Source organism: Candidatus Niyogibacteria bacterium, assembly GCA_016432485.1.
In the GTDB taxonomy this organism is placed as follows: domain Bacteria; phylum Patescibacteriota; class Minisyncoccia; order HO2-45-28; family HO2-45-28; genus HO2-45-28.
Genome location: CP066691.1, coordinates 165,977 through 179,290 on the forward strand (window position 1 = coordinate 165,977; position 13,314 = coordinate 179,290).

Sequence of the window (13,314 nt, forward strand, 5' to 3'; positions counted from 1 at the left end):
ATAAATGGCTAAAGACAGAGACAAAAAACCGTCCCAAGACCATAGAGATATAAGCCGAGAATTGGACTTATTTTCTTTTCAGGAGGTGGCGCCCGGGGCGCCTTTCTGGCATCCGAAAGGCATGATAATTTTTAGGGAGCTGGAAAAATATGCGCGAAAAATTAACGACGAGGGAGGCTACAGCGAAACCTCAACGCCGATTTTGGTTAAAAAAGAGGTTTTTGAAAAATCCGGGCATTGGCAATACTTTCGGGAGAATATGTTTTATTTTAAAGACGGGAACGACACGCTGGCGCTTAAACCGATGAATTGCCCCGAATCAACCTATATTTACAGCTCCAAAGTTAGAAGCTGGCGAGATTTACCTTTGCGGCTGGCTGAAATCGGCAGGCTCCATCGCAATGAACGCTCCGGTACCCTGGGAGGAATGTTCAGGGTAAGGCAACTGACAATGGATGACGCCCATATATATTGCCGGAAGGATCAAATTGAAGATGAAGTTTCAAAAACAATAAAAGAAATAAATTCGTTTTATTCACTTTTCGGATTTAAAACCGAGTATTTTCTGGCAACAAGGCCCGAAAAAGCCCTGGGCAAAAAAGAATTATGGGATGAAGCCGAAAAAATTATGGCATCAGCCCTTAAAAAAAATAAAATACCTTTTAAGGAGGCTCCGGGCGAGGGCGCTTTTTACGGGCCTAAAATTGAAGTGCATATCCGTGACTCACAGGGACGCGATTGGCAGTTGGGCACTTCACAACTTGATTTCTTTATGCTTCCTGAAAAATTCGACCTCTACTACATAGGTGAAAACGGAAAAAAAGAAAAACCGGTGGTCATTCATCGCGCTATTTTTGGCTCCTTCGAGCGCTTTATCGGCATACTGCTGGAAGAAAACGGCGGAGCTTTGCCTTTATGGCTGGCGCCGGTTCAGGTCGCGCTTTTGTCCATTAACGACAAAGTTAAAAAATATTGTCTTGAAATTATCCGTAACCTTCACAAAATAAATTTGCGCGTTTTTCTGGATGACCGCAATGAAACTATCGGCAAAAAAATACGCGAAGCCGAATTGCAGAAAATTCCTTATATTTTGGTCATCGGAGAAAAAGAAGAGAAAGACGGAACTGTAAATGTGCGCGAACGCGGAAAAAAAGAGCAGAAATCAATGAAATTAGATGATTTTGCCAAAGAAATCTCAACAGGCGATAAGTAAAAAAATAATAGTCATAGTCGGTCCGACAGCTTCCGGTAAATCCGCGCTGGGAGTGCGTCTTGCCAAAAAAGTGAACGGCGAGATAATTTCGGCTGATTCTCGGCAGATTTATAAAGGCCTTAATCTGGCTTCGGGCAAAATAACCGCGAGTGAAATGGCGGGTGTCCCCCATCATTGCCTTGATTTAGTGTCTCCAAAAACCGTATTCAGCGCCGGAAACTATGCCGAATGCGCAAAAAAAGCCATTGTGGATATTCAAAAACGAGGAAAAATCCCGATAATAGTCGGGGGAACCGGATTTTATATAGATGTGGCTCTTGGTCGGATGAAAACGGCGGGCGTTGCGCCCGATTGGAAACTGCGAAAAAACCTTGAGAAAAAATCGGTTACGGTCCTTTTTAAAATCCTGAAAAAGTTAGACCAAAAAAGAGCCGAAACAATTGAGCCCCAAAACAAACGCCGTTTGATCCGGGCAATTGAGATAGCAAAATCCCCATCTAAAAAAATCGCGAATAAAAAATCGGGAAATGAAATATATCAATATTTTGATGTGTTATGGATAGGAACAAAGATTAAACCGGAGGAATTAAGAAAAAAAATAAATTCCAGATTAAATAAACGGCTTAGAGCCGGAATGGTTCGGGAAATAAAGAAATTGCGCCAGAAAGGAGTAAGCTGGAAACGATTGGACGACTTGGGCCTTGAACCGCGCTGGATTTCAAGATATCTGCGCGGCAAAATTTCAAAAGACGAAATGATTTCAGGACTGCTAATTTCAATCTGGCGTTATTCCCGCCGCCAAATGACCTGGTTTAAGCGCAATAAAAATATCCGATGGATTAAAACACGAAGAGAGGCCGAAAAACTACTTAAGAAGTTTTAAAAGCGTTTCGCGCGCGACTTCGGGGTTGGCGCCGCCCTTAGTTTCTTTCATAACTTGACCCACCAAAAATTGAAGAGCGTTTTCTTTACCCAATTTATAGTCGGCTGCCGCTTGGGGATTGGCCCCAATAATTTTTTCGGCAATTTCTTCAAGCGCGCCTTCGTTTGAAATTTGGTTAAGTCCCCTTTCGCGCGCGATATCAGAAGGATCGCCGCCTTCTTCAACCATAACGCGTAAAATATCTTTGGCTGCCCGCGAGGAAATGAGGTCCTCTAAAATCATTTTTATGAGCTCGGCAAAATTTTCCGGAGAGACCAGAAGGTCGTTCATCGGCAATTCTTTTTCTTTAACCAGTCCTTGCAGATCGGAGATTAAATAATTAAAAGCAAGTTTTAGCGCTTGAGGCTTTTTATCGTGGCTGCTCCACTCTAAAAGCTCAGAAACGGCTTTTTCAAAAAAATCTGCCGTTCCTTTATCAGAGACAATAAGCGCGGAATCTTTGGCCGCAAGCCCGTATTCTTTTTGAAAGCGGGCTCGTTTTTGCCGCGGCAATTCCGGCAATTTCAATTTCAAAGTTTCAGGATTCAATTCATCATCCCCATAGACTTCAATCGGAGGCAAATCGGGTTCTGGAAAATAACGGTAATCATGAGATTCTTCTTTTCGCCTTTGCGAAAATGTTTTTTGTCCGGCATCATCCCAACCTCTGGTTTCATGGACAATTTTCTTGCCGGCTTTCAAAATACCCGCCTGTCTTTCCAGCTCATATTCAATAGCCCTGCGAAGCGCGTTAAAAGAATTTATGTTTTTCAGCTCAACTTTCGTCCCCATATCTAGAGAAGCGTTGGCTTCAAGACGCATCTGGCCTTTTTCCATATCGGCATCCGAAACATTAAGCTCGCGTAAAAGCAAACGAAGTTCTTCGGCAAATTCGCTGGCTTCATCAGCCGATGAAATATCCGGTTCGGTAACCAATTCCATTAAAGGTACTCCGGCGCGGTTAAAATCAACAAATGAGACTTGCTCCGATTTTATGCCGGAGCCGAGACCCTCGTGAATTAAACGTCCGGTATCTTCCTCCAGATGAACCCGCCTGATTCTTATTTTTTTGCCGGAATCCGGCAAAACTAACTCTCCGCCATAAACCAAAGGATGTTTATATTGTGAAATCTGATAGCCCTTGGGCAGGTCGGGATAAAAATAGTTTTTGCGCTCAAATCGCGAATACTCCGCGACTTTTCCGCCCAAAGCTAACCCCGTCAAAATTACTTTTTTAACCGCTTCTTTGTTTATGACAGGCAGAGTGCCCGGATGCCCCATGCAGACGGGGCAAACATTCATATTCGGATGGGTCTCTTGAGAGTCGTTTAAGGACTCGCAGAACATTTTTGTCTCCGTATTCAGCTCGACGTGAATTTCTAACCCGATTGTCGGCTTAAATTGCATATGATGGTATTATAGAGTAAAATTATTAATTATTCTATTGCTATAATTTTATTAGGTTAATTAGAAATTAGAAATTATCAAAATCATGCTTTCGTATACAGATTTATTAAAGGGGGTGTATTTCGTGATGGATGGCGAACCTTACGAGGTGCTTGAATCGCAGTTTTTACGCATGCAGCAAAGAAAACCCGTGGTACAGGCCAAAATAAAAAATCTGGCTACGGGCAAAATAACGCAAAGAAGCTTTCATCAAAACGAATCATTCAAAGAAGCCGAAATAGATCGCGAACCAATGAAGTTCCTGTTTTCACATCGGAATGAATTTACTTTTATTTATCCGAGTGATCCTTCTAAAAGAGTATCGTTAAACTCGGAGCTAGCCGGTGAAATTGCGCGATATCTTAAGCCAAACCTTGAAGTCATTTTCAAAAAATTCGGCGAGACACTGCTCGGCATAGAAATTCCCATAAAAATTGATTATGTCGTTAAATCCGCCCCGCCCGCCGATAAAGGAAACACCGCCCAAGGCGGCTCAAAAGAAATAGAACTTGAAAACGGCCTGCGTATACAAGCGCCTCTTTTCATAAACGAAGGCGATATCGTGCGCGTAAACACTCAAACCGGAGAATATGCGGAACGCGCTGAAAAAACAGGCAAGTAACATGTTTTAGTCCAATCGGGAGTAAATATATTACTTTTAGTTTTTTTGACACCCGGGGCAAATAGTGCTTCCTCGCCCCCCGACTTTAATTTTTTCCGTTCGGCGCCGGCATCTAGGACAAATTTTTTGATCATATATAAGAAACTTATTTTGATAGCCGCCCATCTCGTTATCGGGATGTTTCCAATCCCTCATGCTCGTGCCGCCGGATTTTAAAATCTTATTTATAATTTTTTTTAAATTTCCGAAAAGAACGCGATTCCGACGGCCGTCCAAATCATGTGACTTTGTTTTGGGATGGATTTTTGAAAGCCACAAAGATTCATCGGCAATAATATTGCCGATTCCGGAAAAAATATCCTGCCTCAGCAAAATTGGTTTTATCATTCCTCTTCTTCCTCTTAATTTTTCGTTAAACTCCGTAAAAGCAACCTTCAGAATATCCCGTCCGAGCGCCGCAAAATACTTCTCGCATAAAACTTCTTTTTCAAGGCCGTACCAAATCCGGCCAAATTTTCTTACGTCGCTGAAACGCAATTCTGCTCCTCCGGCAAATCCAACCGCAAAACGGACAGACTTATCTAAACGTTCACCGGCCTTACCGGAGTACAAATTGCCGGTCATTTTCAGATGAAACGCCAGCGCTCTTTTCGGATTGCCGGATAGAGTCATAAAAACGGTCTTCCCTTTTCTGAATATTACCGTAATTTTTTTGCCTAAAATATCTTTTTTCGCTTTACTCAAACTAAACCCGGAAATAAATTGCGCGGGAGAAAAAAGACGAAAACTGATGATTTTTCGGCCCACAAGGCCGCTTTTTTGAAGTTTTGTTGCCGTAATTTCAACTTCAGGAAGCTCAGGCATTCTCGGTAAGATTAAATCAAATAAGAAGACTTATACCTCTTAAGTCTTTGGACCAAGAATTTTCGACCAGCGGTAATCTTAAGCATTTTTAAAAAAAGACCGGCTCACAACGCTCGTATGGGTCATATTGGCAAACATAAACATCAGGGAAACCAAAGCCGCAATCACAAAACTGGATTTTAAAAACAAAACCGGTTCAAAAAAATACGCTCCGACCATTAATATCAGCATATAAGGGATGCGAACAGCATTATACAAAAGTTCTCTGCTCAGAATAAATGACGCGCCGTCAGGAACGCTGCGCGCAATCCTATAATATTGGCTTTCCCAAGCCACACCGAGAGAATTGCCGACGGCATTTCCCAGCGGCTCGCTGATTGAAACCAAAACCGGGCGGAATAAAAAATAACGCGCGGCCCATATCGCCGACAGAAAAACTGAAGACCAAAGAATTATTTTTCTTCTTTTGCCGGCATCGGAAAGAAAACCCATATAAAAAGTGACGAAAACGCCGGCCAAAAGCCCCAAGGATATTATCGCGCCCAAACTCTCAATGCTGCCCAATATTATAAACAGGAAAAGCGGCCACGTTATTCTTCCGATTATGGTTTCCATGGCATATCCCGCGCCCGAGACGGTAAAAGGCATAATCGGCTTGTAAAAAAGATATTTTATTATAGTTTTTCTTGATAAATCCGGCGAGGCTCTATGTGCCGGAAAATAAAAAAGCGGCGTTATCGCAAAAAACAATAAAGCGGCTCCGAAAGCAAAAGTGTATTTAAACCCAATTGAGGCGATAATCAATCCGCCTAAAAAGGGCGCGGCCATATGCGTTAAAGAACTGATGAGATGGCGCGCGCCGATTTCCCTGCCCAAATAATCGCCGTCCGATGCCCCGGTAAAATTAATATGATAACCGGTGTTAAAAAATATGGCGTAAGAAGCATGTAACAAGGGAAGAAAATAAAATAACAAGGGGAGCTCTTTTATAAAATCAAGGCCCAAATAATAAAGCGCGGCGAAAGGAAGGCTCGCGAGCATCAATGTTTTATCGCTTAGCCTGCGAAAAAACGGCAAAACAGCCAGAATAATGGCAACAATGTAGACCGAGTCCAGAAGAATAAATAAAAGGATGCGCCAAATCGGCTCGCCTTCCTTCCACAAAAACACCGGCACGAAAATACCGACAAGACCTATAGCAAAGCTCATCAATGCCAACGCCACATAAAGCGCGTCCATTTCTTTATTCCTAAAAAAAGAAAAATGCTCAAAAAGCGCGGAACTAATTTTCATATTTAACATAAATGTTAGCACTTTTTTGCGAAAGTCTAAACTGGCTGCTGAAATATTGAAAATGCCGCGAAAGTCAAAAACTTGACAAACTATATGCTTCTATGTTATACTTTAGACGGTGTAAATAGTACAACTTAACAGGAGGTGAGCCGTGGGAAAGCTGTCCAGAGAAGAAGCAGTAAAGGAGATCGTTCAGGTGCTTCGGGAGCTCGAGCCGACGACCGACCCCTACGATGTGATCGAGTCGGCGAAGATCTGTTTCGGAATTTCTGACACTCCTCCCGACGGCGGCTTCTAGCAAGCCGCTCCACTCCCCCCAGAGGTCCAACTCATCCGAGTTGGGCCTCATCTTTTTTACATTCCACTCCTACTTCCTGTGACACTTCTTATAATAATTGCCACGCGGATCGCCCAAATATTTGAATCGTGGCATCTTTTTACCATCAACTTCTACTTCCTCCAAAAACATTTTAAGCGGCCGCGCCCATAAGTCGAAATTTCCGTATAATGCTCGATAAATCACTAATTCTTCCAGCGTTTCGCTGTGCCGCGCAGTACCTATAACCTCGTACTCTTTTCCTTTATAGTGCCTATATTTTCCTAACTTAATCATATTATTTCCCGTGACACCTTCGCTTTTTATTACCTAACCCACGCGGATTTATTGTTTAATTTCTTTGAAAATCTCATCTGGCGACTTACCCGTGGCATCTATAATTTCTATACCTAATTCCCTTGCTTTCTGCTCGATTTCTTCGGCGTACTTTAGGGCATTCTCAAGCTGATAATCAGTCCGTCCCATCGGATTTTCTCTTGATTCATGGCGAAGATTCTCTGTAAGTACTTGTCGCTCTACTTTCAGAAAATACACCTTATCGAATAAATCGGTAACATTAAATACATTTCCCGATAATCCGAATAAATATATCTCGTCTTGCTTCCTTAGATAATCTTTCAGAAATTCCTTGTTCCAAAGAAATTCATGATTATTCAGAAATTCCTTATCGGCGTCTTCCGGATATTCAACTTCTTTTCCATCGTTATCGAACCAACTAGATAAATCGAGAACTAAATCAGCATCAATAGCGTTAATCCCGCCCTTTCGTAACTCCGCCGAAATATACGTCTTTCCTGAGCCAGATGGACCAATTATTAGGATTTTCTTTTTCATAAATATGCTCTTACGCTCCGTGACATCTTTTATATCCCAGCACTAGAACCTTACGGTTCAGTGCGGGACTGCGCTCGCGCAAGGTCGCTAATTGTATTCGCTTCGCTTGTTTCTTTCCCCTACAGACCTTTTCCATGGCAATGTTTAAATTTTTTTGGACGGCCGTCGACATTGGTCGCTCCGCACGGGCAGGGGTCGTTGTTTATTTTCTGCGAATTGGGGAGATACCGAGATCCTTGCAGATTTTTTCTGCAAGAAAATCGTTGATGTCGTTGTGGCGCGGAACCGATGAGGTGCGTTGTGATACGGGATTAAGAAAAAGTGAGTGTTTTCTCCCTTCGCGAATCAAAAGACATTTATACTCACGCAAATATTTTAAGAGCGCAAGCCGCTTCATAGAAGCTATGCAGGAACGGCGATGCGTACTGCTTCTCGTTTGCTGTCCAACGCCTTTCCTGACGCAAGCGCGCGATTTACTTCCAAAACCATCTGGAGTGCTTCTTTAAGATTTTCTTTAGCCTCCTTGAGCGACCGTCCTTGAGTATTAATGCCCGGAATTTCTTCAATCCACGCCACCGTCCACTTGCCGCGCTTTTGATATACCGCCGTAAATTCTCGTTTGTTCATAGTTTTAATATAACAAGATCCTTTGTTTTTGCAACCCTACGCTCCATGACACTTCTACACTTTTAATACTGTCACGCAGGAGTTTTCTTTATTTTAAGGCACTTTTCTAACTTGCGAACTGTTGAATTTGCCTAAAAACAGAAAATGTCATGCGGATTACTTCTGATTAATTTCTGCTTCCTCAACGGCTATTAAATGCATTAGACGATTCAAGTAACTTTGTGCTTTCTCTTTTGATTTATCATCCGTAATTTTGCCGATCGCGCTTTGCAGGGCAGTCTCATTAAAACACCTCTTCACTGCATCCTTCTCTATTTTCAGTGCTGGAAAATCTTCGAAGTATTTCAGCTTATCAGCCGTATCGTAAGCGAAGTTATCCGTGCCTTCATCGATAGCAATTCCTAGATTATGCAGATTCTGAATTAAATCATGTTCGTCATAATATTGGCGTTCCCTTGCTTGCTTTTCTAATTCTCGGAGTCGTCTTTCGTCCTCGTCTGACCATTCTGCTTTTACATAAATTTTTTGTAGTTCTGTATAAAGGTCATCCAGCTTAACTTTCTCTCTTACTACCGCATTGGGTTGAGACGAAGATAAATGAATATCCACAATATTTTCTGGAAGCAAGATGTGTAAAATCTTTGTCAGGTAATATCTCGCTTTTACTAACCCCGGTGACTCTGGATGCTTATATGCACCCAAAACCCGCTCAGGATGGTGACGACTTTGATAAACTTTCTTTTCCGCCCCCTCTCCTATAGGTTCATGTGCATCAGAAATTAATTGTTCCCAGTTTTTCTTCATAGATATCCTAATTTTATCATCTCTCATGACCCATGACACTTCTACTGTTTACTGACTAACCCGCAGGAGAATTTTCAATCTATCTTTTATTTTTTCGTGCCAAAATTCGTATTTTTCAAGATCTTCTAACTTCAGCCAGTCATATTCTTGGTGTTCATGACTTAAGATAACATCAGGTGTATTTTCGACTCGACATAAGAAAGTAACAATATATGTTTCGCCGCTATCGCTCATGTCAACATTGAGAATGTCTTTCACCTCAAAATTCTCAATCCCAGTTTCTTCTTTAACTTCTCGTTTTAATCCTTGTAACCATCCTTCATCTTCTAATCTACCTCCTGGCAACATCCATTTACCATCTTTTTGTAAAATCAGAATTTCCCCAGCATCGTTCTGGATAATCGCATTCTGATTTACTTTGAACAATTTATGATTTTCCATGTTCCTCACGCCCCATGACACTTTTTATATTTTTTACCAGATCCACACGGGCAGGGGTCGTTACGGCCCACTTTTCCAAATTGGCCCACGCTTTTAGCGTGGTCGCCAATTTGAGAACCCGCCGTAGCCTTGGCGAAGGCGGGTGCCGCGGCTTTGCCGTGGTCGCCAATTTGTTTGCCCGCTTCATTGTGGACGGTTTCCAAAATCATCTTTTCTTGTTTCGGAGCTTCCTCGCCTATTTTAAGAGCGATATCAGCCACATGATTTTCAATGGCGTCCTCAAGTTCGTGAAAAAGGCGCGCGGCTTCATTTTTATATTCCACCAGCGGATCGCGCTGACCGTAAGCGCGAAGTCCGACTGAAGAACGCATATATTCCATAATTTCCAGATGCTCAATCCAAAAATGATCTATGGTCTGCAGCCATAAAAATTTAAGAGATAAGGCCAGTTTATCTTTATCGGCTTCGCGCGCTTTTTGCGTAAATTTTACTTTTTCGGCTTCATCCAAAAAAAGCTCTTTAGTTCGCGCGAAAATATCTTCCGGTCCGGCAAACAATGATTCGCTTCTTTTGCGATAAATCGCCGCGCGATGCTTATTCATCACATCATCGTATTCCAAAAGATGTTTCCGGGCGTCAAAATTAAAACCCTCCACTTTGGCCTGCGCCGATTCAAGCGACCTAGAGACCAGTTTGTTCTCAATCGCCTCGTCTTCCGGTATGCCGAAGGTCTTCATCATATTTTTAATGCGTTCCGACCCGAATATGCGCAGCAGATTATCGTCAAAAGACACGAAAAACTGGGTTTCTCCCGGATCGCCTTGTCTTCCTGAACGACCTCTTAACTGATTATCAATCCTGCGAGCGTCATGGCGTTCGGTGCCCAAGACGAACAGCCCCCCGACTTCGCGTATTTTAGCCGCTTTCTCCGTATCAGACGGATTGCCGCCCAAAACAATGTCAACGCCGCGACCCGCCATATTGGTGGCGACGGTCACCGCGCCAACTCGTCCGGCTTGAGCGATAATCTCTCCCTCTCGTTCATGATTTTTGGCGTTTAACATCTCGTGATTAATTCCTTCTTTTTTTAAAAGCGCTGAAATGTGTTCATTTTTTTCAATTGAAGCCGTTCCGAGAAGAATCGGCTGCCCACTCTCATGCCGATTTTTTACTTCGCGAATCACCGCCTGCCATTTTCCGGATTCGGTGGCAAAAATTTTATCCGAGAGGTCTTTTCTAATCAACGGTTTATTGGTCGGGATAACCGCGACTTCCAAATTATAGACCTTGCCGAACTCTTCGGCCGAAGTAACCGCGGTTCCGGTCATTCCGGAAAGTTTTTTATAAAGCCGGAAATAATTCTGAAAAGTAATTGAAGCGACTGTCCGCGATTCTTTTTGAATCGGCGCTCTTTCTTTGGCTTCAACGGCCTGATGCAGACCTTCTGACCAACGGCGTCCCGGCATAAGACGCCCCGTAAACTCGTCAACAATTATCACCTCGCCGTTTTTCACCACATAATCCTTATCAAGTTTATAGAGCGCTTTAGCCCGCAGGGCCTGCTCCATATGATGGACATATTTCACTCCTCCTTCGGCATAAATATTTTTTATTCCCAGCGTCTTTTCTACCCGACTTATACCTTCTTCGGTTATGGAGGAAGCGCGCATTTTTTCATCAATCGTATAATCGCGCCCTTCCCGGAGCCCTTCAACGACTTGGGCGAAAAGCCGGTAAAGCTCGCCCGATTCCGAATCGGGCGCCGAAATTATCAAAGGAGTGCGCGATTCGTCAATTAAAATGGAGTCCACTTCGTCAACGATGGCAAAATTATGCCCCCGCTGGCTCATTTGCTCGGGGCTATAGGCCAAATTGTCCCGCAAATAGTCAAATCCGAATTCATTGTTAGTGCCGTAAGTTATGTCGGCTCTATAGGCCTCTTTTCTTGAACACGGCCGCAGATATTCATGAACAACCTTAAACGCTCCAAGAGTATCGCGGGTTTCGTCTTTGGTTATTGTTTCTTGGTTATTGGTTATTTTTGAATTTTGAAAATTCGGGTCATAAATAAAACTTTGTTCGTGGTTGATGCACCCCACGCTCATCCCAAGCAAATGATATATCTGCCCCATCCAAACGGCATCGCGGCGCGCCAGATAATCATTGACTGTAACAATATGCACTCCCTTTCCGGCAAGCGCGTTTAAATAGGCGGGAAGTGTGGCCACAAGGGTTTTGCCTTCTCCTGTTTTCATCTCGGCGATGCGCCCTTGATGCAAAATAATTCCGCCCAAAAGCTGAACGTCAAAATGACGCTGCCCCAAGGTTCGTTTGGCTGATTCGCGAACGAGCGCGAAGGCATCTGCCAAAATCTCTTGAAGAGATTTTGGCAACCCCGAGCCTGTCGAGGGGCGGCTTTTTATGGCGCTTCTTAACTCCTCGGTTTTTGCGCCCAGTTCTTCGTCCGAAAGTTTTTCAAATTCCGGCTCAAGCGAATTTATTTTTGAAATCAATGGCTTTAATTTAGCCAAAAAGCGGGCGTTGGAATCGCCTAATATTTTTGAAAAAAAAGTCATTTATGGGTTTATATAATTTTTCTTTCCTTAAGCGCGGCTCTCAATTCATCTTTAATTCTTTCGGGCAATTCGTAGCGAACGCGGGTTGACGGCTGTTTTATTTTGATAAATCGGCCAAGGTCAATGGGAGTAGCCACGATCACCGCGTCACTTTCCGCTTTATTTAAAGTTTCTTCCAGTTCTTTGATTTGTTTTTCGCCATAGCCAAGCGCGGGCAAAACGCATTCCAGATGAGGATATTTGGCAAACGCTTCGCGTATTCCGCCGAGAGCGTAAGGCCGCGGGTCAACTATCCTTGAGGCCTGATATTTTTTAGCGACAACCATGCCCGCGCCGAATTTCATATCGCCGTGCGTGACCGTAGGCCCGTCTTCAATAACGAGTACCGCTTTGCCTCTGATGATTTCCGGATTGTCCACGGTCACGATTGATTCGCTTTTTATAACGCGCGCGGACGGATTATATTTTTTGGCGTTTTCTTCAATGCGCGCCGTTCCCTCTTCATTTGACGGATCAACTTTGTTAATGAGAATGACATTGGACATGCGGAAATTTATCTCCCCGGGGTAATAGCCGATTTCGTGTCCGGCCCTAAAGGGATCGGCAACAACTACGCTGAAATCCGGCCTAAAAAATGGCGTATCGTTATTTCCGCCGTCCCAGACGATTATATCGGCTTCTTTTTCCGCCGCTTCCAAAACGGCCCCGTAATCAACTCCCGCAAACACCACGCTTCCCCGCGCCAAATGCGGTTCGTATTCTTCCATCTCTTCAATGGTGCAATGATGTTTTTCCAAATCCTTTATTTCGGAAAATCTTTGAACCGCCTGACTCGCAAGGTCGCTATAAGGCATCGGATGCCTGACTACGGCTACTTTTTTGCCGGCTTCGCGAAGAATTTCCACGATTCTTCTCGTGGTCTGGCTTTTGCCGCATCCGGTGCGAACCGCGGTTACCGCGACTACGGGTTTTCGGCTTTCAAGCATGGTTTGCGCGGCTCCAAGCATGGAGAAAGTAGCTCCTGATGATAAAACTCGCGAGGCAAGACGCATCACATATGTATAAGAAAGGTCGCTGTAAGACAAAACGCATTCGTCAATATCTTTTTCCTTGATTATATTTTCAAGATTATTTTCATCTTCAATAGGAATACCGCTCGGATACAATTTCCCGGATAAGCTCGCCGGATATTTTCTTCCGGCAATTCCAGGTATTTGCGAGGCCGTGAAAGCGACGACTTCAAAAGACCCGTTATTTTTATAAACGGTGTTAAAATTATGAAAATCTCGTCCGGCGGCTCCTAAGATTAAAATTCGCCTTTTTTTCATGTCAAAT

The 13,314-nt window shown here is 43.4% G+C and carries 14 protein-coding genes; 4 read left to right on the top strand and 10 right to left on the bottom strand.

What is annotated here, in order from left to right:
• The first annotated feature begins 4 nt into the window (after positions 1-4).
• Together thrS and miaA are read left to right on the top strand one after the other, a co-directional pair.
• A complete protein-coding gene (gene thrS, locus HYY55_00805) occupies positions 5-1,213 on the top strand; it encodes a threonine--tRNA ligase (GenBank protein ID QQG46371.1) in 1,209 nt (402 codons plus the stop codon).
• The gene (gene miaA / locus HYY55_00810) at positions 1,176-2,096 is read left to right on the top strand and encodes a tRNA (adenosine(37)-N6)-dimethylallyltransferase MiaA (GenBank protein ID QQG46372.1); all 921 of its coding nucleotides are present in this window, start codon (positions 1,176-1,178) and stop codon (positions 2,094-2,096) included. Before thrS ends, miaA begins: the two co-directional genes overlap by 38 nt.
• Here the strand turns inward: miaA and gatB are convergent.
• On the bottom strand, positions 2,079-3,542 hold the full coding sequence (gene gatB, locus HYY55_00815) for an Asp-tRNA(Asn)/Glu-tRNA(Gln) amidotransferase subunit GatB (GenBank protein QQG46373.1): 1,464 nt from the start codon (positions 3,540-3,542) through the stop codon (positions 2,079-2,081). The genes miaA and gatB overlap by 18 nt on opposite strands.
• A 127-nt stretch (positions 3,543-3,669) precedes the next feature.
• On the opposite strand from gatB, the gene HYY55_00820 reads away from it, so the two are divergent.
• Entirely contained in the window at positions 3,670-4,203 is a 534-nt protein-coding gene (locus HYY55_00820; protein ID QQG46374.1) for an elongation factor P, read from the top strand.
• Between the two features lie 36 nt (positions 4,204-4,239).
• On the opposite strand, the gene HYY55_00825 is transcribed toward HYY55_00820, so the two are convergent.
• Complete coding sequence (locus tag HYY55_00825; protein ID QQG46375.1) at positions 4,240-5,067, bottom strand: hypothetical protein; 828 nt, start codon at positions 5,065-5,067, stop codon at positions 4,240-4,242.
• Positions 5,068-5,145: 78 nt separating this feature from the next.
• On the bottom strand, positions 5,146-6,369 hold the full coding sequence (locus HYY55_00830; protein QQG46376.1) for a hypothetical protein: 1,224 nt from the start codon (positions 6,367-6,369) through the stop codon (positions 5,146-5,148).
• Positions 6,370-6,511: 142 nt separating this feature from the next.
• On the opposite strand from HYY55_00830, the gene HYY55_00835 reads away from it, so the two are divergent.
• On the top strand, positions 6,512-6,658 hold the full coding sequence (locus HYY55_00835) for a hypothetical protein (GenBank protein QQG46377.1): 147 nt from the start codon (positions 6,512-6,514) through the stop codon (positions 6,656-6,658).
• A gap of 69 nt (positions 6,659-6,727) precedes the next feature.
• Here the strand turns inward: HYY55_00835 and HYY55_00840 are convergent, their stop codons facing one another.
• The 7 genes from HYY55_00840 to HYY55_00870 all read right to left on the bottom strand — a co-directional run bounded on the left by HYY55_00840 (position 6,728) and on the right by HYY55_00870 (position 13,307).
• Complete coding sequence (locus HYY55_00840; protein ID QQG46378.1) at positions 6,728-6,973, bottom strand: DUF1653 domain-containing protein; 246 nt, start codon at positions 6,971-6,973, stop codon at positions 6,728-6,730.
• A gap of 48 nt (positions 6,974-7,021) precedes the next feature.
• A complete protein-coding gene (locus HYY55_00845) occupies positions 7,022-7,531 on the bottom strand; it encodes an AAA family ATPase (GenBank protein QQG46379.1) in 510 nt (169 codons plus the stop codon).
• A gap of 402 nt (positions 7,532-7,933) precedes the next feature.
• Positions 7,934-8,158 carry a type II toxin-antitoxin system HicB family antitoxin gene (locus HYY55_00850; GenBank protein ID QQG46380.1) on the bottom strand — a complete coding sequence of 75 codons (225 nt, stop codon included), beginning with the start codon at positions 8,156-8,158 and terminating at the stop codon, positions 7,934-7,936.
• Positions 8,159-8,314: 156 nt separating this feature from the next.
• Entirely contained in the window at positions 8,315-8,989 is a 675-nt protein-coding gene (locus tag HYY55_00855) for a hypothetical protein (GenBank protein ID QQG46381.1), read from the bottom strand.
• 21 nt (positions 8,990-9,010) lie between these two features.
• A complete protein-coding gene (locus HYY55_00860) occupies positions 9,011-9,403 on the bottom strand; it encodes an NUDIX domain-containing protein (protein QQG46382.1) in 393 nt (130 codons plus the stop codon).
• A gap of 5 nt (positions 9,404-9,408) precedes the next feature.
• Positions 9,409-11,979 (bottom strand): preprotein translocase subunit SecA, encoded by a 2,571-nt coding sequence (gene secA, locus HYY55_00865; GenBank protein QQG46383.1) that lies wholly within the window; start codon positions 11,977-11,979, stop codon positions 9,409-9,411.
• An 8-nt stretch (positions 11,980-11,987) separates the two neighbouring features.
• Positions 11,988-13,307, bottom strand: coding sequence for a GTPase (locus HYY55_00870; protein ID QQG46384.1), 1,320 nt, complete (start codon positions 13,305-13,307; stop codon positions 11,988-11,990).
• Positions 13,308-13,314 lie beyond the last annotated feature (7 nt).